The organism is Mycobacterium tuberculosis H37Rv, assembly GCF_000195955.2.
GTDB lineage: Bacteria > Actinomycetota > Actinomycetes > Mycobacteriales > Mycobacteriaceae > Mycobacterium > Mycobacterium tuberculosis.
Genome location: NC_000962.3, coordinates 1,576,823 through 1,598,885 on the forward strand (window position 1 = coordinate 1,576,823; position 22,063 = coordinate 1,598,885).

Here is a 22,063-nt window from a genome sequence, read left to right on the forward strand (position 1 = left end):
TGGCCGGCGGCTGGGTGGTCGCCGGCTGGGCGGGCCTCGCCTACGGCGTGTACTTGACCGTGATCGCATTGCGCTTGCCACCGGGCAGCGAGTTGACCGGGCACGCGATGTTGCAGCCCGCGTTCAAGGCATCGATGGCGGTGCTGCTGGCCGCGGCCGCGGTTGCCCATCCCATCGGCCGCGAGCGGCGGTGGTTGGTACCGGCGCTGCTGTTGTCGGCCACCGGCGACTGGTTGTTGGCGATCCCCTGGTGGACGTGGGCGTTCGTGTTCGGCTTGGGGGCATTCCTGTTGGCGCACTTGTGCTTCATTGGTGCCCTGCTGCCACTGGCGCGGCAGGCGGCTCCATCGCGTGGCCGGGTCGCTGCCGTGGTGGCGATGTGCGTTGCGTCCGCGGGGCTGCTGGTGTGGTTCTGGCCGCACCTGGGGAAGGACAACCTGACCATCCCGGTCACGGTATACATCGTCGCGCTGTCGGCGATGGTGTGCACCGCGTTGCTGGCACGGCTGCCGACGATTTGGACCGCGGTCGGGGCGGTGTGTTTCGCCGCGTCGGACTCGATGATCGGCATTGGCCGGTTCATCCTCGGCAACGAGGCGTTGGCGGTGCCGATCTGGTGGTCCTACGCCGCAGCCGAGATCTTGATTACGGCCGGGTTCTTCTTCGGCCGCGAGGTTCCTGATAACGCCGCAGCACCTACGGATAGCTAGCGGACCGGTTGTCTAGCAGCGGATCTCGCGGTCAAGCCCGCACGCCCGTCGAAGTAGAGCCGATCGCGCGGGTGCTGCCGATGTTGTCGGTGCCGCACCTGGACCGCGACTTCGACTACTTGGTGCCCGCCGAACACTCCGACGATGCCCAGCCGGGGGTGCGGGTACGGGTGCGGTTTCACGGTCGGCTGGTCGACGGGTTTGTCCTAGAGCGCCGCAGCGACAGCGATCACCACGGCAAGCTGGGCTGGCTGGATCGTGTGGTGTCGCCCGAACCGGTGCTCACCACGGAGATCCGCCGGTTGGTCGATGCGGTGGCGGCGCGCTACGCCGGGACCCGCCAGGACGTATTGCGGCTCGCAGTGCCCGCCCGGCACGCACGGGTGGAGCGGGAAATCACCACGGCCCCGGGTCGGCCGGTGGTAGCGCCGGTCGACCCGTCGGGTTGGGCGGCCTACGGTCGCGGTCGGCAATTCCTGGCCGCGCTGGCCGACTCGCGCGCTGCGCGGGCCGTTTGGCAGGCGCTACCGGGCGAGCTGTGGGCGGACCGATTCGCCGAGGCTGCCGCGCAGACCGTACGTGCCGGGCGCACGGTACTGGCGATCGTGCCCGATCAGCGGGATCTGGACACCCTGTGGCAGGCCGCGACGGCCCTCGTCGATGAGCACAGTGTGGTAGCACTGTCGGCCGGCCTGGGCCCGGAGGCACGCTATCGGCGCTGGCTGGCCGCGTTGCGGGGCAGCGCGCGGCTGGTGATTGGCACCCGCAGCGCGGTGTTCGCGCCGTTGAGCGAGCTGGGCCTGGTCATGGTCTGGGCCGACGCCGACGACTCCCTGGCTGAGCCGCGGGCACCCTATCCGCACGCCCGTGAGGTGGCGATGCTGCGGGCGCATCAGGCGCGGTGCGCAGCGCTGATCGGCGGCTACGCCCGCACGGCCGAGGCCCACGCGCTGGTGCGTAGCGGCTGGGCGCACGACGTGGTTGCACCCCGGCCGGAGGTGCGTGCACGCTCTCCTCGCGTGGTTGCCCTCGACGACAGCGGATACGACGACGCGCGAGACCCGGCCGCCCGCACCGCACGGCTACCGTCCATCGCGCTGCGCGCCGCGCGCTCAGCGCTGCAGTCCGGGGCGCCGGTGCTGGTGCAGGTGCCGCGGCGCGGGTACATCCCCTCGCTGGCCTGCGGGCGCTGCCGGGCGATCGCTCGTTGCCGGTCGTGCACGGGTCCGCTATCGCTGCAAGGCGCCGGCTCGCCCGGTGCGGTATGTCGCTGGTGTGGACGGGTGGACCCGACACTGCGATGCGTGCGCTGTGGGTCGGACGTGGTGCGTGCCGTGGTGGTGGGGGCCCGGCGCACTGCCGAAGAGCTCGGCCGGGCATTCCCGGGTACGGCGGTGATTACGTCGGCCGGCGACACCCTGGTGCCCCAGCTCGACGCCGGCCCAGCCCTGGTGGTCGCCACTCCAGGAGCCGAACCCCGGGCGCCCGGCGGGTATGGGGCGGCGCTGCTGCTGGATAGCTGGGCGCTGCTGGGCCGTCAAGACTTGCGCGCGGCCGAGGACGCGCTGTGGCGCTGGATGACGGCGGCCGCCCTGGTTCGGCCGCGCGGGGCGGGCGGTGTGGTGACCGTGGTCGCCGAATCGTCCATTCCGACAGTGCAATCGCTGATCCGGTGGGATCCGGTCGGTCACGCGGAGGCCGAACTGGCAGCCCGAACCGAAGTCGGCCTGCCGCCAAGTGTGCACATCGCTGCTCTTGACGGCCCTGCCGGCACCGTGACGGCATTGCTGGAGGCGGCTCGGCTGCCCGACCCGGATCGCCTCCAAGCCGATCTGCTGGGCCCGGTGGACCTGCCACCCGGCGTCCGTCGCCCGGCGGGCATCCCCGCCGATGCGCCGGTCATCAGGATGTTGCTGCGGGTGTGCCGCGAGCAGGGCCTGGAGTTGGCGGCGAGTCTGCGGCGCGGCATCGGTGTGCTCAGTGCGCGGCAAACCCGGCAAACCCGTAGCCTGGTTCGGGTACAGATTGACCCGCTGCATATCGGGTAAACGGAGTAACCGCTAGCTCAACACTTCCGGGCGGTGAAGATAAGGTATTCCCACTGCATCACGCCGTCGCAGAGGTATTCGCGACAAAGTTCGGTGATTTCGGCGTCGAGTGTGGCGACGCACTCGGGGCTGTCGGCGATGGAGCGGTAGGCGTTGATCGCCGGGCCGTAGAAATTCTTGAAATAGTCGCGACATTCGTCCGGGCAACCGAACCGGTCCACTGTCAGCGATCCTCGCCGGGTACGGATGTCGGACACATGGTCGCGAAACAGGCCACTCACGTAATCCTCGCTTCCCCACCACACCTCGTGCGGCGCTCCCGCCGGCAGCGTCGGCCGGTACGGTCTGATGGTGGACAGCAATTTGCCGTAGAAACCCTCGGGGGTCCAGTTCAGGGTGCTGATCTTGCCGCCGCGCCGGCAGACCCGGGCCAGTTCGTCGGCGGTGCGCTGATGACGCGGGGCGAACATCACCCCGATGGTCGAGAGCACCGCATCGAATTCGCCGGCGCTAAACGGGAGGGCTTCTGCGTTGGCTTCCCGCCAGCCGAGCTCCAGTCCGGCTGCCGCAGCACGCGCCTGGGCGCGGCGCAGCAGCTCGGGCGTCAGGTCGCTGGCAGTGACGTGGGCACCTGCCATGGCTGCCGGGATCGATACGTTGCCCGAGCCCGCGGCCACGTCAAGCACGCGATCGCCGCGGCGAATACCGCTGGTGGAGACTAGGATTGGGCCAAGCGGGGCCAACAGCTCCTCGGCGATGGCGGCGTAGTCGCCCAATGCCCACATTTGCCGATGCGTGGTCGCCGGCGCCTGGCGCTCGCTGGTGGGTGTGTAGACAGTCATCGGAACTCCTGCGAGACGTCGGGTGAGGCTGGTACCGAATTGTGTCAGCAGACAACAGTATACGTTCTAAATAATCAATGTCGACGATGGTCAGATGCTAGACTTTCCTGACTTACCCGCACGGTGTACGACGAAGTTGACGCCGGGGACGGCCCCGGGAAAGGGGTAATGATGCCAACGGAATATCCGGCGACAGCCGAGGAATCCGTGGACGTGATCACCGATGCATTGCTGACGGCGTCCCGGTTGCTGGTAGCCATCTCGGCCCATTCAATCGCTCAGGTCGATGAAAACATCACCATCCCGCAGTTCCGGACCCTGGTGATTTTGTCTAATCACGGTCCGATTAACCTGGCTACGCTGGCGACGTTGCTGGGTGTGCAACCGTCGGCCACCGGCCGCATGGTCGACCGGTTGGTCGGCGCCGAACTGATCGACCGGTTACCGCACCCCACCTCTCGACGGGAGCTGCTGGCGGCGCTGACCAAGCGTGGACGAGATGTCGTCCGTCAGGTCACCGAGCACCGGCGCACCGAGATCGCCCGCATCGTGGAACAGATGGCACCGGCGGAACGCCATGGGCTGGTGCGTGCCCTGACGGCGTTCACCGAGGCGGGCGGTGAGCCCGACGCACGCTACGAAATCGAGTAGCTAGCGGCCGAGCCCGTGTCGGGCCGTCCGTTACGTGCTGGGACGACCCGACACAGGCCGGATTGCCCGCCTCAGCGCTTTTCGGCGGTGAGCAGCAGGTACTCCCATTCCATGACACCGTCCGACAGGTATTGCGCTGCGAGTTCGACAAGCTGGCGGTCGAGCTCGGCGGCCAGCACCGCGTTGTCACCGATGTGCGCGTAGGCCTCGATCGTCGGGCCATAGTTGTTCTTGAAGTAGTCGTGGACGGCCTGGGCGGTGTCGAACCGCTTCACTTCCAACAAGCCACGGGCCGTCTTGAGGCCAGTGACTCCATCGCCCAGCAGACCAGTGACATAGGCCTCACGTCCCCACAACGCCGACGGCGGCAGATCCGCCGACACGCTGGGCCGGTATGGCCTAATGGTTGCCAGCATCCGGCCGAAGAATCCCTCGCACGTCCAGCTGATCACACCGATCGTCCCGCCAGGCCGGCAGACGCGGACCAGCTCGTCGGCCGCGGCCTGATGATCCGGTGCGAACATCACGCCGATCGCTGAGATCACCGTGTCGAACTCGTCGTCGGCAAACGGCAGGGCTTGCGCGTTGGCTTCCTGGTATTGCAGGGTCAGCCCCTGTTGGGCGGCCCTGGCCTGGGACCGCTGCAGCAGCTCGGGCGTCAGGTCGGTGGAAATGACCGTGGCACCCGTCTTGGCTGCGGGCAGCGAAATATTGCCAGAGCCAGCGGCGACGTCGAGCACCCGAACACCCGGCCCGATGCCCGCGGCGGCAACCAGGATCGGGCCGAGTGGCGCCATCACCTCTTCTGCCATCAGGGCGTAGTCACCCAGGGCCCACATCGCCCGGTGTGTGGCCGCAAGCGTTTGGTCCTCGCGAGCAGGTGTGTCGATAGTCATCAGGTCTCCTGAGAAGTAAGTGATGTGGCTGCGAACTTCGACATCGTTGTCGCGGGCACGGCGGGAGCCTGGGCAGTAGCGTGCCTTGCGTACCCACCGGATACAGTATGCATCAGAAATAGTGTATTCCTCTAACTATCGCGCGTGTCGGAATTGTGGCCCACGCCACGTCGGCGGCGCTTCTTAGACTGGGCGCGTGCGCCTTGTCTTTGCCGGCACCCCCGAACCCGCGCTGGCCTCGCTGCGCAGGCTCATCGAATCGCCCAGTCACGACGTGATCGCCGTGTTGACCCGTCCGGATGCCGCCTCCGGCCGGCGGGGCAAGCCGCAGCCGTCACCGGTGGCCCGTGAGGCGGCAGAGCGCGGCATTCCGGTGCTGCGGCCATCGCGACCGAACTCGGCAGAGTTCGTCGCCGAACTGTCGGATCTGGCGCCAGAGTGCTGCGCCGTGGTTGCCTACGGAGCCCTGCTCGGCGGTCCCTTGCTGGCCGTGCCGCCGCATGGCTGGGTCAACCTGCACTTCTCGCTGCTGCCGGCCTGGCGTGGCGCGGCGCCGGTGCAGGCCGCCATCGCCGCGGGAGACACGATCACCGGAGCCACGACGTTCCAGATTGAGCCAAGCCTGGACTCGGGACCGATATACGGTGTCGTCACCGAGGTGATCCAGCCGACCGACACCGCGGGCGATCTACTTAAGCGACTGGCGGTATCGGGGGCAGCGCTGCTATCGACCACGCTGGATGGCATCGCCGATCAGCGGCTGACGCCGCGGCCGCAACCGGCAGACGGGGTCAGCGTGGCGCCGAAAATCACCGTAGCGAATGCCCGGGTGCGATGGGACTTGCCGGCGGCGGTCGTGGAGCGGCGGATCCGCGCCGTCACTCCCAACCCCGGCGCCTGGACGCTCATCGGTGACTTACGGGTCAAACTTGGACCGGTGCACCTCGACGCCGCTCACCGGCCATCGAAGCCCTTGCCGCCCGGTGGAATCCACGTGGAACGCACGAGCGTGTGGATCGGCACCGGCTCGGAACCGGTGCGGCTGGGCCAGATTCAGCCGCCCGGCAAGAAACTCATGAACGCGGCCGACTGGGCGCGGGGCGCACGGCTGGACCTGGCCGCACGGGCAACATGACCCCTAGATCGCGTGGGCCGCGCCGCCGGCCGCTGGACCCGGCGCGTCGTGCGGCCTTCGAGACGCTGCGGGCGGTTAGTGCGCGCGACGCCTACGCGAACCTGGTGTTGCCCGCGCTGCTGGCCCAACGCGGTATCGGCGGTCGCGACGCCGCGTTCGCCACCGAGCTGACATACGGCACCTGCCGAGCCCGCGGCCTGCTCGACGCGGTCATCGGTGCGGCCGCCGAGCGTTCGCCGCAGGCGATCGATCCGGTGCTGCTAGACCTGTTGCGGCTCGGCACCTACCAATTGCTGCGCACGCGGGTCGACGCACACGCCGCAGTGTCGACCACCGTCGAGCAGGCCGGAATCGAATTCGATTCGGCGCGAGCAGGTTTCGTCAACGGTGTACTACGAACGATCGCCGGCCGAGACGAGCGGTCCTGGGTTGGCGAACTCGCTCCTGATGCGCAGAACGATCCGATCGGGCATGCCGCGTTCGTGCATGCGCATCCCCGATGGATCGCCCAGGCCTTTGCTGACGCGTTGGGCGCGGCGGTCGGGGAGCTCGAGGCAGTTTTGGCCAGCGACGACGAACGGCCAGCGGTGCACCTGGCGGCACGCCCCGGGGTGCTGACCGCCGGCGAACTGGCCCGCGCGGTGCGCGGAACCGTCGGTCGGTATTCGCCGTTTGCGGTGTATCTGCCGCGCGGTGACCCGGGGCGACTGGCGCCGGTGCGCGACGGCCAAGCGCTGGTCCAGGACGAGGGCAGCCAGTTAGTCGCCCGAGCATTGACCCTGGCGCCAGTCGACGGCGATACCGGACGGTGGCTGGACCTGTGTGCCGGACCGGGCGGCAAGACCGCGCTGTTGGCCGGGCTGGGTTTGCAGTGCGCAGCCCGGGTGACCGCGGTGGAACCCTCGCCACACCGCGCGGACCTGGTAGCACAGAACACCCGCGGGCTGCCGGTTGAGCTCTTGCGTGTCGACGGGCGGCACACCGACCTCGACCCGGGTTTCGACCGGGTGCTGGTGGATGCGCCCTGCACCGGGCTGGGCGCGTTACGCCGTCGGCCGGAGGCCCGTTGGCGTCGTCAGCCGGCGGACGTAGCGGCACTGGCCAAGCTACAACGCGAGTTGTTGAGCGCCGCCATCGCGCTGACTCGGCCCGGCGGTGTCGTGCTCTATGCCACATGCTCGCCGCACCTGGCCGAGACTGTGGGTGCTGTCGCCGACGCGCTACGCCGACATCCGGTTCACGCGCTCGATACCCGCCCACTGTTCGAGCCGGTGATCGCGGGGCTGGGGGAGGGGCCCCACGTTCAGCTGTGGCCGCACCGGCACGGTACCGACGCCATGTTCGCCGCGGCGTTGCGCCGCCTGACGTGAGGTTCGCCGCAGCGGCTCAGTAATGTGTCGCTCATGGCCGGTAGCACGGGGGGACCGCTGATAGCGCCGTCGATCCTAGCCGCTGATTTCGCCAGACTCGCGGACGAAGCGGCCGCGGTCAACGGCGCCGACTGGTTGCATGTAGACGTGATGGACGGTCACTTCGTGCCAAACCTGACCATCGGCCTGCCGGTGGTGGAGAGCCTGCTGGCGGTCACCGACATCCCGATGGATTGCCATCTAATGATCGACAACCCGGACCGGTGGGCTCCGCCGTATGCCGAGGCGGGCGCCTACAACGTCACCTTCCACGCGGAGGCCACCGACAACCCGGTCGGCGTGGCCCGCGATATCCGGGCCGCGGGGGCCAAAGCCGGGATCAGCGTGAAGCCGGGGACCCCGCTGGAGCCATACCTGGACATCCTGCCCCATTTCGACACCCTGCTCGTCATGTCGGTAGAGCCTGGCTTCGGTGGCCAGCGGTTCATTCCCGAGGTGCTGAGCAAGGTGCGTGCGGTGCGCAAGATGGTCGACGCGGGCGAGCTGACGATCCTGGTCGAGATCGACGGCGGCATCAACGACGACACGATTGAGCAGGCTGCCGAGGCCGGCGTCGACTGCTTTGTCGCCGGATCGGCGGTGTACGGCGCCGATGACCCGGCCGCGGCGGTTGCGGCACTACGGCGACAGGCCGGTGCCGCCTCACTCCACCTGAGCCTATGAACGTGGAGCAGGTCAAGAGCATCGACGAGGCTATGGGTCTCGCCATCGAGCACTCCTACCAGGTCAAAGGCACGACTTATCCAAAACCCCCAGTGGGGGCCGTCATTGTGGATCCCAACGGTCGGATCGTCGGCGCCGGCGGCACCGAGCCGGCCGGTGGCGATCATGCCGAGGTGGTGGCGCTGCGCCGGGCCGGCGGATTGGCTGCCGGCGCCATCGTGGTGGTCACCATGGAACCCTGTAACCACTACGGCAAGACTCCGCCATGCGTGAACGCTCTGATCGAAGCCAGGGTGGGGACGGTGGTCTACGCCGTCGCCGACCCGAACGGGATCGCTGGGGGTGGCGCGGGCCGGCTGTCAGCAGCGGGCCTACAGGTGCGGTCCGGGGTGTTGGCTGAACAGGTGGCGGCCGGACCGCTGCGGGAGTGGCTCCACAAGCAACGCACCGGTCTGCCGCATGTCACCTGGAAGTACGCCACCAGCATCGACGGCCGCAGCGCCGCCGCCGACGGCTCCAGCCAGTGGATCTCCAGCGAGGCCGCACGCCTGGATCTGCATCGCCGCCGCGCCATCGCCGACGCGATCTTGGTCGGCACCGGCACCGTCCTCGCCGACGACCCGGCCCTGACCGCGCGGCTGGCCGACGGCTCGCTGGCGCCGCAGCAGCCGCTGCGCGTGGTGGTGGGCAAGCGCGACATACCGCCGGAAGCACGGGTCCTCAACGACGAGGCACGCACCATGATGATCCGCACCCACGAACCTATGGAGGTGCTCAGGGCGTTGTCGGATCGCACCGACGTGCTGCTGGAAGGAGGTCCCACCCTCGCCGGCGCCTTCCTACGAGCGGGTGCGATCAACCGGATCCTGGCCTACGTCGCACCGATCCTGTTGGGCGGTCCGGTTACCGCGGTCGATGACGTCGGGGTGTCCAACATCACCAACGCGTTGCGTTGGCAGTTCGACAGCGTCGAAAAGGTCGGACCGGATCTGTTGCTGAGCTTGGTGGCTCGTTAGAGCGGCTCCACTTGGGGCGCCAGGGTCGGTTGCTCCTGGACTTCCGGTTCATCGGCATGTTCCTTGCGGCCGCTGATCAACAGACCTAGCACCGCGCCGAACACGCACACGATCGCGGTGATGGTGAATATCTCGCCGTACATCAGCGCGAACGCCTGCTGGTACCGGGCTCCAATTGCGGCCGCGCGCTCGAGCAGGCTGGCGTTGGGCGGGATGGCCGCCGACAACCCCGCCAGGATCTGGTTGAACCGGTACAACCCCCAGGCGCTCAGCGCGGCCACGCCGATCAACATGCCGGTCATCCGGGCGACCACCACCGCCGCCGAAGCGATGCCGTGCTGGGCCGACGGGACAACCCGTAGGGTGGCCGACGATAGCGGCCCGATCACCAGCCCCAACCCTAAACCAGCCACCACCAGGTCGGTGTGCATCGCCGGCACGGTGAACAATCCGAGGATGTTGTGCCGATCGGCCAACAGGTCCACCGGCCAGTGGGAAATAAGCCAGTAACCGTACGCCGCAATAAGCAGTCCGGCAAAGGCCACCGCACGGTCACCGGCCCTGGTGGCGATCCACCCGCCCGTCACTGCCCCGATCGGTAGGGCGATAAGGAACCACAGCAGCATTCCGGCCGCCTGAGCCTGGTCCATCTGCAGCACGCCCTGGCCGAACAGCTCGACATCAACCAGCGTCACCATCAGCGCCGCGCCGGCGGCGACGGAGGCACCCAGCGCGGACAGGAACGGCCGGAAGTGCACACCGGCCGGGTCGATCAGCCGGGTGCGAGCGAAACGTTCCCAACCGAAGAACGCCACCGCGGCAACGAGAGCGCCGACCAGCAACGGAGCCCCGTAGTCCGGCAGTACGTGTTTGCCGTCGGGATTGGGGTTGTACAGCCCGATGACGGCGAGGCCCAACGCGAGTGCCAGCAGCAGACCACCGACCAGGTCGACTCGCTCGGGCTCCGTGCTGCGGTCGTGTGAGGGCAGGCTGAAGTGGATCATTACCATGGCGATCGCGGTCAACGGGACGTTGATCCAGAACACGTCACGCCAGTCGTGCAATAGCCAAACGATGAAGATTCCGTACAACGGGCCCAGAACGCTGCCGAGCTCCTGCGCGGCGCCGATACCGCCGAGCACGCCGGCGCGGTTGCGCTGCGACCACAAATCGGCGCCCAGCGCCAGCGTGATCGGCAATAGCGCGCCGCTGGCAACACCCTGGATCGTGCGGCCCGCGATCAGCATGTGGAAATCGCCAAAATGCCCGGCCAGCGCGGTCACTACCGAGCCGATGATGAACCCGGCCAGGCTGACCTGCAGCATCAGCTTGCGCCCGAATCGGTCGGAAGCCCGGCCCAGCAACGGCATGGCGGCGATGTAGCCCAGGAGGTACATCGTGACGATCCAGGTGATCCGGTGGAGTTGGTTGATCGGTATACCAACGCTGTTCATGATGTCGCGCATGATGGTGACCACGACATAGGTGTCCAGGGCGCCCAGCAGTACTGCCAGGCTGCCCGCGCTAATCGCGACTCGACGTCCTGCTCGCATGCTGATCAGCTCACCGGGGGCTTCGTGACCTGGACCTTCTCGCCCCATTTCGACAAGGTCATCTGGACGGAATTGCCCGAGCCGCGGTCCAACTGGGCCTGTGCCAGTTGATGATCGCCGGTCTCCTGAATCCAGACGGTCGCCGGCACCGGCTGCGTCGCGTTGAACGGCGGCGCTATCTGGTTCACCGCCTGTGCCGATACCTTCCCGCTGATGCGGATGGTGTTCTGGCCGTTGATGGTATCCCGCCCTTCGGCTTTTGCGTCGGCGAAATTCGCCAGCACGTTGGCCAGGCCGGTATCCGGATTCAGCACCTGGGCGGGGTCGTAGATGTCGGCGGCGGGACCGAAATCGCTCCACTGGTTGGGCGTCAGGGTGGCGTACAGGATCCCGTCGAACACCACGAAGTCGGCATCGATATCAGACCCACCCAGCGTGAGCTTGACGTTTCCCGTCGCGGCGGTGGGGTTGGTGGTGAGATCGCCGCTCAGCGTCTTCAGAGACAGTCCCGGGATCTTGCCGTTGACCGTCAGCACCATGTGCGCGCTCTTGAGAGCCTTGGTCTGCGCGGTGGCCTCCTCGACCAGCGGCTTCGCGTCCGGAAGTGGTCCGCCGCTTGGCTTCGAGCCCGACGAGCAGCCGGCAACGACAGTGGCGGCGATGCTAACGGCGGCGAGGACGGCGATGCGACGGCAGTGGCGTCTGGGGGTCCGCATACCCTGCATCGTAGAGGGTGTCTGTGAGTTGGCCGGTCGGCGAGTGGGGTGCGGGTCCGCGGGATTGCTGCCTAACCTGGTGCGATGTTCACCGGAATTGTTGAGGAACGCGGAGAAGTGACCGGGCGTGAGGCCCTGGTCGATGCGGCGCGGCTGACCATCCGCGGTCCGATGGTTACCGCCGACGCCGGCCACGGCGACTCGATCGCTGTCAACGGCGTGTGTCTGACGGTCGTCGATGTATTGCCCGACGGCCAATTCACCGCCGACGTGATGGCCGAGACACTGAACCGGTCCAACCTGGGTGAGCTACGGCCCGGCAGCCGGGTGAACCTGGAACGCGCCGCGGCGCTGGGCAGCCGGCTCGGCGGGCACATCGTGCAGGGACATGTGGACGCCACCGGTGAAATCGTGGCGCGTTGTCCCTCCGAGCACTGGGAAGTGGTGCGCATCGAGATGCCGGCTTCGGTGGCTCGCTATGTCGTCGAAAAGGGCTCGATCACCGTCGACGGGATTTCTCTGACGGTCTCCGGGCTCGGCGCCGAACAGCGGGACTGGTTTGAGGTCTCGCTGATCCCGACGACCCGGGAGCTGACCACGCTGGGGTCCGCTGCGGTGGGAACCCGGGTGAACCTCGAAGTCGACGTAGTCGCAAAGTATGTTGAGCGGTTAATGCGGAGCGCCGGCTGACATCGCTCGCCGAGGGAGGGAGCCCCATGTCTTGCATTCCGGACGAGATCGATACGCCCGACGTGCTGATCGACCGCGACATCCTTGACCGCAACATCGGGCGAATGAGTTCCGCCGTCGCCGCGAAAGGGATCGCCCTGCGTCCCCACGTGAAGACGCACAAGCTGCCTGAGATCGCCCATATGCAACTCCGCGCGGGCGCGCGGCCTGACGGTGGCCACCATCGGGGAAGTCGAGGTATTCGTCGACCACGGCGCCGACGACGTATTCATCACCTACCCATTGTGGATCGGCACACGCCAAGCCGACCGGCTCCGTCAGCTGGCTGACCGCGCTCGCATCGCTGTCGGTGCGGGCACCGCCGAGGGCGCTTCGAACACCGGCGCACGGCTCGCAGACGCCGCTGGCGCGATCGATGTTCTCATCGAAATCGACAGTGGCCATCACCGCAGCGGCGTCCGTGCCGAACAAGTGTTGGAGGTCGCCCACGCCGTCGGTGAGGCTGGGCTTCACCTGGTGGGGGTGTTCACCTTCCCCGGTCACAGTTATGCGCCAGGTAAACCCGGCGAAGCCGGCGAGCAAGAGCGGCGCGCTCTCAACGACGCGGCGAACGCGCTGGTCGCGGTGGGCTTCCCGATCAGCTGCCGCAGCGGTGGGTCCACTCCCACCGCATTGCTCACCGCCGCGGACGGGGCCTCCGAGACGTCCCGGCGTCTATGTGCTCGGTGACGCCCAGCAACTGGAACTCGGGCGCTGCGCGCCGGCGGACATCGCGCTGACCGTTGCCGCCACCGTAGTGAGCCGCCAGGACTGCAGGTCCGGCTTGCGCCGAATTGTCCTTGACTGCGGTAGCAAGATTCTCGGCAGCGATCGTCCGGCCTGGGCGACTGGGTTCGGCCGTCTGATCGACCACGCCGATGCGCGCATCGCGGCGCTGTCGGAGCATCACGCCACCGTTGTCTGGCCCGACGACGCCCCGCTCCCGCCGGTGGGAACACGTCTGCGGGTGATTCCCAACCACGTGTGCCTGACCACCAACCTCGTAGATGATGTCGCCGTGGTGCGCGACGCAACCCTGATTGATCGCTGGAAAGTCGCCGCCCGCGGTAAGAACCATTGATCCTGTCGCACTTGGTCACGGCAATACCGCCTGGCTCAATGGTTCATACTGAATGGAACACGTGGGCTTCGCGTGCGGCCAGGCCTGACAGCTAGGTAGCAAAGATGACGAGGTTGGACTCCGTCGAGCGGGCGGTTGCCGACATTGCGGCGGGTAAGGCCGTCATCGTCATCGACGACGAAGACCGGGAGAACGAGGGTGACCTGATCTTCGCCGCCGAGAAGGCAACGCCGGAGATGGTGGCCTTCATGGTCCGCTACACCTCCGGATACCTGTGCGTTCCGCTGGACGGTGCCATCTGCGACCGGCTGGGCCTGTTGCCCATGTACGCGGTGAACCAGGACAAGCACGGGACGGCATACACCGTCACAGTCGATGCACGGAATGGCATTGGAACTGGCATTTCGGCGTCCGATCGGGCTACCACCATGCGGTTGCTGGCCGATCCGACCAGTGTGGCCGACGATTTCACCCGCCCCGGTCACGTGGTCCCCTTGCGGGCCAAGGATGGTGGGGTTCTGCGCCGGCCCGGCCACACCGAGGCCGCCGTGGACCTGGCCCGGATGGCCGGGCTGCAACCCGCGGGGGCGATTTGCGAGATCGTCAGCCAAAAAGATGAGGGCTCGATGGCGCACACCGATGAATTGCGGGTGTTCGCCGATGAGCACGGTCTGGCGCTGATCACCATTGCTGACTTGATCGAATGGCGGCGCAAGCACGAGAAGCACATTGAGCGGGTCGCCGAGGCGCGGATTCCGACTCGTCATGGGGAGTTTCGCGCCATCGGCTACACCAGCATCTACGAGGACGTGGAACATGTCGCGCTGGTCCGCGGCGAGATCGCCGGGCCCAACGCCGACGGTGACGACGTGCTGGTCCGGGTGCATTCGGAGTGCTTGACCGGCGATGTGTTTGGGTCACGCCGCTGCGATTGCGGGCCTCAGCTGGACGCCGCGCTGGCGATGGTCGCCCGTGAGGGGCGCGGCGTGGTGCTGTACATGCGTGGCCACGAGGGCCGCGGCATCGGCCTGATGCACAAACTGCAGGCCTACCAACTGCAGGACGCCGGTGCCGACACCGTTGACGCCAATCTCAAGCTTGGACTACCTGCCGACGCAAGGGATTACGGGATCGGCGCACAGATCCTGGTCGATCTTGGGGTACGTTCGATGAGGCTGCTGACCAACAACCCGGCCAAGCGGGTGGGACTGGATGGATACGGATTGCACATCATCGAGCGCGTGCCGCTGCCGGTGCGGGCCAACGCGGAGAACATCCGTTACCTGATGACCAAGCGTGACAAATTGGGGCACGACTTGGCTGGGTTGGACGATTTTCACGAATCCGTGCATCTGCCCGGAGAATTCGGCGGTGCCTTGTGAAGGGTGGCGCCGGGGTGCCGGATCTGCCGTCGCTGGATGCGTCTGGTGTGCGGCTGGCGATTGTCGCCAGCAGCTGGCACGGAAAGATCTGCGACGCGCTGTTGGACGGCGCCCGCAAGGTGGCCGCCGGGTGTGGCCTCGATGACCCGACTGTGGTTCGGGTGCTCGGCGCGATCGAGATTCCGGTGGTGGCGCAGGAATTGGCCCGCAATCATGATGCCGTCGTCGCACTTGGCGTCGTGATCCGCGGTCAGACACCACATTTCGACTACGTGTGCGATGCGGTAACCCAGGGACTGACCCGGGTATCGCTGGATTCCTCGACGCCGATCGCCAACGGCGTGCTGACCACCAACACCGAGGAGCAGGCGCTGGATCGGGCGGGGCTACCGACGTCGGCCGAGGACAAGGGCGCCCAGGCGACTGTGGCAGCCCTGGCCACCGCGTTGACCCTGCGCGAGCTGCGCGCTCACTCGTGACCGCCGCACCGAACGACTGGGACGTCGTGTTGCGTCCTCACTGGACGCCGTTATTTGCCTACGCTGCAGCGTTTCTGATCGCGGTAGCGCACGTCGCGGGGGGCCTGCTGCTCAAGGTCGGGTCCAGTGGCGTGGTCTTCCAGACCGCTGATCAGGTGGCAATGGGTGCCCTGGGGCTGGTCCTCGCCGGGGCGGTGCTACTGTTCGCGCGGCCGCGGCTGCGGGTGGGTTCTGCCGGGCTTTCGGTGCGGAATCTGTTGGGTGACAGGATCGTTGGGTGGTCTGAAGTGATCGGTGTGTCGTTTCCCGGCGGTAGCCGGTGGGCGCGGATCGACCTGGCCGACGACGAGTACATCCCGGTGATGGCGATCCAAGCAGTGGATAAGGACCGCGCCGTGGCCGCCATGGACACGGTGCGCTCGTTGCTGGCTCGATACCGGCCTGACCTGTGCGCCCGCTGAAGCGACTTCCCGTACGATCGCGAAATGGCATGTCTTGGGCGCCCTGGCTGTAGGGGTTGGGCGGGGGCGAGCTTGGTCCTTGTGGTGGTGTTGGCCCTGGCTGCTTGCACCGAGTCGGTAGCGGGCCGCGCGATGCGTGCTACCGACCGGTCGTCCGGGCTGCCCACATCCGCCAAGCCGGCGAGGGCGCGCGACCTGCTGCTGCAGGACGGGGATCGCGCTCCGTTCGGCCAGGTAACCCAGTCTCGCGTCGGCGACAGCTACTTCACCAGCGCCGTTCCACCCGAGTGCTCGGCGGCGCTGCTGTTCAAAGGTTCCCCGCTGCGGCCTGACGGCTCGTCGGACCACGCCGAGGCGGCTTATAACGTCACCGGTCCGCTGCCGTACGCAGAGTCGGTCGATGTCTACACGAATGTCCTGAACGTCCACGATGTGGTCTGGAACGGGTTCCGCGACGTGTCCCACTGCCGTGGCGATGCCGTCGGAGTGAGCCGGGCCGGCAGATCGACGCCCATGCGACTCAGGTACTTCGCTACGCTGTCAGACGGTGTCCTGGTATGGACCATGAGCAATCCGCGCTGGACGTGTGATTACGGATTGGCTGTGGTCCCGCACGCGGTGCTGGTGTTATCGGCGTGTGGCTTCAAGCCCGGATTCCCCATGGCGGAATGGGCGTCGAAACGGCGGGCCCAACTGGACAGCCAGGTTTAACGCCAGCCCCCATGCTCTTCGCGGGCGGGTTTGAACCGGCCAAACGGGGTCAAAGTCACGGCGGCCTGGGCATACTCAAATGTGTCCCACGGCCCACCATCGGATCCCGACGACGGCCCACTGTGAACTGCGCCGCTCGTGGTGCATTACCCAGACCACGATGAGAGAATGGCGGGGAAATGGGTGAATTACGGTTGGTGGGCGGTGTGCTCCGGGTCCTTGTCGTGGTCGGTGCGGTGTTCGATGTGGCGGTGCTAAACGCCGGTGCGGCTAGTGCCGACGGCCCGGTCCAGCTGAAGAGCCGATTGGGCGATGTTTGCCTGGACGCCCCGAGTGGGAGCTGGTTCAGCCCGCTGGTGATCAACCCCTGCAATGGGACCGACTTTCAGCGCTGGAATCTCACCGATGACCGGCAGGTCGAGAGCGTGGCCTTCCCCGGGGAATGCGTGAATATCGGAAATGCTTTGTGGGCGCGCCTGCAGCCCTGTGTGAACTGGATCAGCCAGCACTGGACTGTCCAGCCCGACGGCCTGGTCAAGAGTGATCTTGATGCCTGCCTCACGGTTCTCGGCGGTCCGGATCCTGGGACCTGGGTGTCCACCCGCTGGTGCGACCCCAATGCACCCGACCAACAGTGGGATAGCGTGCCGTAACCGGCCTGCCCGGCGAACCCCCGCCTTTCTGGGCGCCGTCGAAGCGACCACTAGCCTAGATACGTGCCAGATCCCGCAACGTATCGCCCCGCGCCCGGGTCCATCCCGGTCGAGCCGGGCGTGTACCGATTCCGGGACCAGCATGGGCGAGTCATCTACGTCGGCAAGGCCAAGAGCCTGCGTAGCCGGCTGACGTCCTATTTTGCCGACGTGGCCAGCCTAGCGCCGCGGACCCGGCAGCTGGTGACCACCGCGGCCAAGGTCGAATGGACGGTCGTGGGGACCGAGGTTGAGGCACTGCAGCTGGAATACACCTGGATCAAGGAGTTCGATCCGCGATTCAACGTCCGCTACCGCGACGACAAGTCCTACCCTGTGCTGGCGGTCACCCTGGGCGAGGAATTTCCCCGGTTGATGGTCTATCGCGGTCCGCGGCGCAAGGGTGTGCGCTATTTCGGGCCGTACTCGCACGCGTGGGCAATCCGGGAAACGCTGGATCTGCTCACCCGGGTGTTTCCGGCGCGAACTTGCTCGGCGGGGGTGTTTAAGCGGCACAGGCAGATCGATCGTCCATGCCTGCTCGGCTACATCGACAAATGTTCCGCGCCGTGTATTGGCAGGGTCGATGCGGCCCAGCACCGCCAGATCGTGGCAGACTTCTGCGACTTTCTGTCCGGCAAGACCGACCGGTTCGCCCGCGCCTTGGAACAGCAAATGAACGCCGCGGCCGAGCAACTGGACTTCGAACGAGCGGCGCGGCTTCGCGACGACCTGTCCGCACTGAAGCGTGCCATGGAAAAGCAGGCCGTGGTGCTCGGGGACGGCACCGACGCCGACGTGGTGGCATTCGCCGACGACGAACTCGAGGCGGCGGTGCAAGTGTTCCACGTGCGCGGCGGACGGGTCCGCGGCCAGCGTGGCTGGATTGTCGAAAAGCCAGGAGAGCCAGGAGATTCCGGAATCCAGTTGGTCGAGCAATTCCTGACACAGTTCTACGGCGACCAGGCGGCGTTGGACGACGCCGCCGACGAATCCGCCAACCCGGTTCCCCGCGAGGTGCTGGTGCCCTGTTTGCCGTCCAACGCCGAGGAGCTGGCCAGCTGGCTGTCCGGCCTGCGCGGCTCAAGGGTCGTGCTGCGGGTGCCGCGCCGCGGGGACAAGCGGGCACTGGCCGAAACGGTGCACCGAAACGCAGAAGATGCACTGCAACAACACAAGCTGAAGCGGGCCAGCGATTTCAACGCCAGATCCGCTGCGCTGCAGAGCATTCAGGACTCGTTGGGCCTGGCAGACGCACCCTTGCGGATCGAGTGTGTCGACGTCAGCCATGTGCAGGGCACCGACGTGGTCGGGTCACTGGTGGTGTTCGAAGACGGCCTGCCGCGCAAGTCGGACTACCGCCACTTCGGGATCCGGGAAGCCGCAGGCCAGGGGCGCTCCGACGACGTGGCCTGTATTGCCGAGGTGACCCGGCGCCGCTTCCTGCGGCACCTGCGCGATCAGAGCGATCCGGATCTTCTTTCTCCGGAAAGGAAGTCGCGTAGATTCGCCTATCCGCCCAATCTGTACGTCGTCGACGGCGGCGCGCCGCAAGTCAACGCGGCCAGTGCGGTAATCGACGAACTCGGTGTTACCGACGTCGCGGTGATCGGCCTGGCCAAGCGGCTGGAAGAGGTATGGGTGCCGTCGGAGCCGGACCCGATTATCATGCCGCGCAACAGTGAGGGACTCTATCTGCTGCAGCGAGTGCGAGACGAGGCACACCGGTTCGCTATCACCTACCATCGCAGCAAGCGGTCGACGCGGATGACTGCCTCAGCGCTGGACTCGGTGCCGGGATTGGGGGAGCATCGCCGCAAAGCGCTGGTCACCCATTTCGGATCGATCGCTCGCCTCAAGGAGGCCACCGTCGACGAAATCACCGCTGTTCCCGGTATCGGCGTGGCCACGGCCACGGCCGTCCACGACGCACTGCGACCTGACTCATCGGGGGCCGCGCGATGATGAACCATGCTAGGGGCGTCGAGAATCGTTCGGAAGGCGGCGGTATCGACGTCGTCTTGGTAACCGGGCTGTCCGGGGCCGGGCGCGGCACGGCGGCTAAAGTGCTGGAAGACCTGGGCTGGTATGTGGCCGACAATCTGCCGCCCCAGCTGATTACCCGCATGGTGGACTTCGGGCTGGCCGCCGGATCACGGATCACCCAGCTGGCGGTGGTAATGGATGTGCGATCGCGCGGATTCACCGGCGACCTCGATTCGGTCCGCAACGAGCTGGCCACGCGTGCCATCACCCCGCGTGTGGTGTTCATGGAGGCGTCCGATGACACGTTGGTGCGCCGCTACGAACAGAATCGCCGCAGTCATCCGCTGCAGGGTGAGCAGACTCTGGCCGAGGGCATTGCCGCAGAGCGCAGGATGCTAGCACCGGTTCGCGCCACCGCCGACCTGATCATCGACACGTCGACACTGTCGGTGGGGGGCTTAAGGGATAGCATCGAGCGTGCCTTCGGCGGTGATGGCGGCGCGACCACCAGCGTCACCGTTGAATCCTTCGGGTTCAAGTACGGCCTGCCGATGGACGCCGACATGGTCATGGACGTGCGGTTCCTGCCGAACCCGCACTGGGTGGACGAGTTGCGGCCACTGACCGGCCAACATCCGGCCGTGCGCGACTATGTGCTGCACCGGCCGGGCGCGGCTGAGTTCCTCGAGTCCTACCATCGGTTGCTATCCCTGGTTGTCGACGGCTACCGCCGAGAGGGGAAGCGCTATATGACAATCGCCATCGGCTGTACCGGTGGTAAGCATCGCAGCGTCGCGATCGCTGAAGCACTGATGGGACTTCTGCGCTCCGATCAGCAACTGTCGGTGCGGGCGCTGCACCGGGATCTGGGTCGCGAATGACCGATGGCATCGTCGCGCTGGGCGGCGGACACGGCTTGTATGCGACGCTGTCTGCGGCCCGCCGGTTGACACCCTACGTTACCGCCGTGGTGACCGTCGCCGATGACGGTGGCTCGTCGGGCCGGCTGCGCAGCGAGCTCGATGTGGTGCCGCCGGGCGATCTGCGAATGGCCTTGGCGGCGTTGGCATCCGATAGCCCGCACGGACGCCTGTGGGCAACTATTCTGCAGCACAGATTCGGCGGCAGTGGTGCGCTGGCCGGACATCCGATCGGCAATCTGATGCTAGCGGGCCTGTCCGAGGTGCTGGCCGATCCGGTCGCGGCTCTTGACGAACTCGGGCGCATCCTCGGGGTGAAAGGCAGGGTGCTGCCGATGTGCCCGGTCGCGCTTCAGATCGAGGCCGATGTCTCCGGTCTGGAGGCCGACCCGCGCATGTTCCGCCTGATCCGTGGCCAGGTGGCGATCGCGACCACGCCCGGAAAGGTGCGCCGGGTGCGGCTGCTGCCGACTGACCCGCCGGCGACCCGGCAGGCTGTCGACGCCATCATGGCTGCCGATCTGGTGGTCCTGGGGCCCGGGTCGTGGTTCACCAGCGTGATACCCCATGTGCTGGTGCCGGGTCTGGCCGCAGCGCTGCGAGCAACGTCGGCCCGCCGTGCCCTGGTGCTCAACCTGGTGGCTGAACCGGGAGAGACGGCCGGTTTCTCGGTGGAGCGTCATCTGCACGTGCTAGCCCAACACGCGCCCGGGTTCACCGTTCACGACATCATCATCGACGCCGAACGAGTGCCGAGCGAACGGGAGCGGGAGCAACTGCGCCGCACGGCGACGATGCTGCAGGCCGAGGTCCACTTCGCCGATGTCGCCAGACCTGGTACACCTTTACATGACCCGGGCAAGCTGGCGGCGGTCCTCGACGGGGTGTGTGCGCGCGACGTCGGCGCGTCGGAGCCTCCGGTGGCGGCCACACAGGAGATACCGATCGACGGTGGACGACCGAGGGGTGACGACGCGTGGCGATGACGACCGATGTCAAAGACGAGCTGAGCCGACTGGTGGTGAAGTCCGTCAGCGCGCGGCGCGCGGAGGTCACCTCTCTGCTGCGATTCGCCGGCGGGTTGCACATCGTGGGCGGCCGCGTGGTGGTCGAAGCCGAGCTGGACCTGGGCAGTATCGCACGGCGGCTGCGTAAGGAGATCTTCGAGCTCTACGGCTACACGGCGGTGGTGCATGTGTTGTCGGCCAGCGGGATTCGCAAGAGCACCCGCTACGTGCTGCGGGTCGCCAACGACGGCGAGGCGTTGGCACGCCAAACCGGACTGCTTGACATGCGCGGTCGTCCCGTGCGGGGTCTGCCGGCCCAGGTCGTCGGCGGCAGCATCGATGACGCTGAAGCTGCGTGGCGAGGAGCATTTTTGGCGCACGGGTCGCTGACTGAGCCGGGACGCTCCTCGGCGTTGGAGGTCAGTTGCCCGGGCCCGGAGGCCGCGCTGGCGCTGGTGGGTGCGGCACGCCGGCTTGGGGTCGGCGCCAAGGCTCGTGAGGTGCGCGGTGCCGATCGCGTGGTGGTGCGCGACGGTGAGGCGATCGGCGCACTGCTGACCCGGATGGGGGCCCAAGACACCCGGCTGGTCTGGGAGGAGCGGCGGCTGCGTCGTGAGGTGCGTGCGACGGCCAACCGGCTCGCCAATTTCGACGACGCCAATCTGCGCCGCTCGGCGCGGGCCGCGGTTGCCGCGGCCGCCCGGGTGGAGCGTGCCTTGGAGATCCTCGGCGATACGGTGCCCGAGCACTTGGCCTCGGCCGGCAAATTGCGTGTCGAGCACCGGCAGGCGTCGCTGGAGGAGCTGGGCCGGCTTGCCGATCCTCCGATGACGAAAGACGCTGTAGCCGGACGTATTCGGCGATTGTTGTCGATGGCGGATCGTAAGGCGAAGGTGGACGGCATCCCCGATACGGAGTCCGTAGTGACGCCCGATCTGCTGGAAGACGCCTAGCG

The 22,063-nt window shown here is 67.1% G+C and carries 23 protein-coding genes; 19 read left to right on the forward strand and 4 right to left on the reverse strand.

All coding sequences use genetic code 11. The annotated features are described in order from the left end of the window. Positions 1-107 precede the first annotated feature (107 nt). Both Rv1401 and priA read left to right on the forward strand, forming a co-directional pair. Positions 108-710, forward strand: a complete 603-nt coding sequence (locus tag Rv1401) for a membrane protein (protein ID NP_215917.1) — start codon at positions 108-110, stop codon at positions 708-710. Positions 711-790: 80 nt separating this feature from the next. Beyond that, complete coding sequence (gene priA, locus Rv1402) at positions 791-2,758, forward strand: primosomal protein N' (RefSeq protein ID NP_215918.1); 1,968 nt, start codon at positions 791-793, stop codon at positions 2,756-2,758. Between the two features lie 17 nt (positions 2,759-2,775). On the opposite strand, the gene Rv1403c is transcribed toward priA, so the two are convergent. Continuing rightward, positions 2,776-3,600 (reverse strand): methyltransferase, encoded by an 825-nt coding sequence (locus tag Rv1403c; protein ID NP_215919.1) that lies wholly within the window; start codon positions 3,598-3,600, stop codon positions 2,776-2,778. 168 nt (positions 3,601-3,768) lie between these two features. On the opposite strand from Rv1403c, the gene Rv1404 reads away from it, so the two are divergent. Continuing rightward, entirely contained in the window at positions 3,769-4,251 is a 483-nt protein-coding gene (locus Rv1404) for a transcriptional regulator (protein NP_215920.1), read from the forward strand. Between the two features lie 71 nt (positions 4,252-4,322). On the opposite strand, the gene Rv1405c is transcribed toward Rv1404, so the two are convergent. Further along, on the reverse strand, positions 4,323-5,147 hold the full coding sequence (locus Rv1405c) for a methyltransferase (protein NP_215921.1): 825 nt from the start codon (positions 5,145-5,147) through the stop codon (positions 4,323-4,325). A gap of 196 nt (positions 5,148-5,343) precedes the next feature. Here Rv1405c and fmt point away from each other — a divergent pair, with 196 nt between their 5' ends. Genes fmt through ribG form a run of 4 tightly spaced genes read left to right on the forward strand, consistent with a single transcriptional unit; the run spans position 5,344 to position 9,391 of the window. After that, entirely contained in the window at positions 5,344-6,282 is a 939-nt protein-coding gene (gene fmt / locus Rv1406; protein NP_215922.1) for a methionyl-tRNA formyltransferase, read from the forward strand. Next, positions 6,279-7,652 carry a 16S rRNA m5C967 methyltransferase gene (gene fmu / locus Rv1407; protein ID NP_215923.1) on the forward strand — a complete coding sequence of 458 codons (1,374 nt, stop codon included), beginning with the start codon at positions 6,279-6,281 and terminating at the stop codon, positions 7,650-7,652. Before fmt ends, fmu begins: the two co-directional genes overlap by 4 nt. A 24-nt stretch (positions 7,653-7,676) precedes the next feature. Beyond that, complete coding sequence (gene rpe, locus Rv1408; RefSeq protein ID NP_215924.1) at positions 7,677-8,375, forward strand: ribulose-phosphate 3-epimerase; 699 nt, start codon at positions 7,677-7,679, stop codon at positions 8,373-8,375. Then, positions 8,372-9,391, forward strand: a complete 1,020-nt coding sequence (gene ribG / locus Rv1409; RefSeq protein NP_215925.1) for a bifunctional riboflavin biosynthesis diaminohydroxyphosphoribosylaminopyrimidine deaminase/5-amino-6-(5-phosphoribosylamino) uracil reductase — start codon at positions 8,372-8,374, stop codon at positions 9,389-9,391. Before rpe ends, ribG begins: the two co-directional genes overlap by 4 nt. Here ribG and Rv1410c read toward each other — a convergent pair. Next, entirely contained in the window at positions 9,388-10,944 is a 1,557-nt protein-coding gene (locus Rv1410c) for an aminoglycosides/tetracycline-transport integral membrane protein (RefSeq protein ID NP_215926.1), read from the reverse strand. The two genes, ribG and Rv1410c, sit on opposite strands and share 4 nt — an antisense overlap. A 5-nt stretch (positions 10,945-10,949) precedes the next feature. Further along, positions 10,950-11,660, reverse strand: a complete 711-nt coding sequence (gene lprG / locus Rv1411c; protein ID NP_215927.1) for a lipoprotein LprG — start codon at positions 11,658-11,660, stop codon at positions 10,950-10,952. Between the two features lie 84 nt (positions 11,661-11,744). Between lprG and ribC the strand changes: the two genes are divergently transcribed. The 12 genes from ribC to whiA all read left to right on the forward strand — a co-directional run bounded on the left by ribC (position 11,745) and on the right by whiA (position 22,061). Then, positions 11,745-12,350, forward strand: a complete 606-nt coding sequence (gene ribC, locus Rv1412) for a riboflavin synthase (RefSeq protein ID NP_215928.1) — start codon at positions 11,745-11,747, stop codon at positions 12,348-12,350. Between the two features lie 213 nt (positions 12,351-12,563). Further along, on the forward strand, positions 12,564-13,079 hold the full coding sequence (locus Rv1413; RefSeq protein NP_215929.1) for a hypothetical protein: 516 nt from the start codon (positions 12,564-12,566) through the stop codon (positions 13,077-13,079). Next, positions 13,069-13,470 carry a hypothetical protein gene (locus Rv1414; RefSeq protein ID NP_215930.1) on the forward strand — a complete coding sequence of 134 codons (402 nt, stop codon included), beginning with the start codon at positions 13,069-13,071 and terminating at the stop codon, positions 13,468-13,470. The genes Rv1413 and Rv1414 overlap by 11 nt, the downstream gene beginning before the upstream one ends. 104 nt (positions 13,471-13,574) lie before the next feature. Further along, entirely contained in the window at positions 13,575-14,852 is a 1,278-nt protein-coding gene (gene ribA2 / locus Rv1415) for a bifunctional riboflavin biosynthesis GTP cyclohydrolase II/3,4-dihydroxy-2-butanone 4-phosphate synthase (RefSeq protein ID NP_215931.1), read from the forward strand. Continuing rightward, a complete protein-coding gene (gene ribH / locus Rv1416) occupies positions 14,849-15,331 on the forward strand; it encodes a 6,7-dimethyl-8-ribityllumazine synthase (RefSeq protein NP_215932.2) in 483 nt (160 codons plus the stop codon). Before ribA2 ends, ribH begins: the two co-directional genes overlap by 4 nt. Beyond that, a complete protein-coding gene (locus Rv1417; RefSeq protein NP_215933.1) occupies positions 15,328-15,792 on the forward strand; it encodes a membrane protein in 465 nt (154 codons plus the stop codon). Before ribH ends, Rv1417 begins: the two co-directional genes overlap by 4 nt. A 24-nt stretch (positions 15,793-15,816) precedes the next feature. Then, on the forward strand, positions 15,817-16,503 hold the full coding sequence (gene lprH, locus Rv1418; protein NP_215934.1) for a lipoprotein LprH: 687 nt from the start codon (positions 15,817-15,819) through the stop codon (positions 16,501-16,503). Positions 16,504-16,682: 179 nt separating this feature from the next. Continuing rightward, complete coding sequence (locus Rv1419) at positions 16,683-17,156, forward strand: hypothetical protein (protein NP_215935.1); 474 nt, start codon at positions 16,683-16,685, stop codon at positions 17,154-17,156. A 63-nt stretch (positions 17,157-17,219) separates the two neighbouring features. Beyond that, entirely contained in the window at positions 17,220-19,160 is a 1,941-nt protein-coding gene (uvrC, locus tag Rv1420) for an excinuclease ABC subunit UvrC (RefSeq protein ID NP_215936.1), read from the forward strand. Continuing rightward, entirely contained in the window at positions 19,157-20,062 is a 906-nt protein-coding gene (locus Rv1421; protein ID NP_215937.1) for a hypothetical protein, read from the forward strand. The genes uvrC and Rv1421 overlap by 4 nt, the downstream gene beginning before the upstream one ends. Then, a complete protein-coding gene (locus Rv1422; RefSeq protein NP_215938.1) occupies positions 20,059-21,087 on the forward strand; it encodes a hypothetical protein in 1,029 nt (342 codons plus the stop codon). Before Rv1421 ends, Rv1422 begins: the two co-directional genes overlap by 4 nt. Beyond that, positions 21,084-22,061, forward strand: coding sequence for a transcriptional regulator WhiA (gene whiA, locus Rv1423; RefSeq protein ID NP_215939.1), 978 nt, complete (start codon positions 21,084-21,086; stop codon positions 22,059-22,061). Before Rv1422 ends, whiA begins: the two co-directional genes overlap by 4 nt. Positions 22,062-22,063 lie beyond the last annotated feature (2 nt).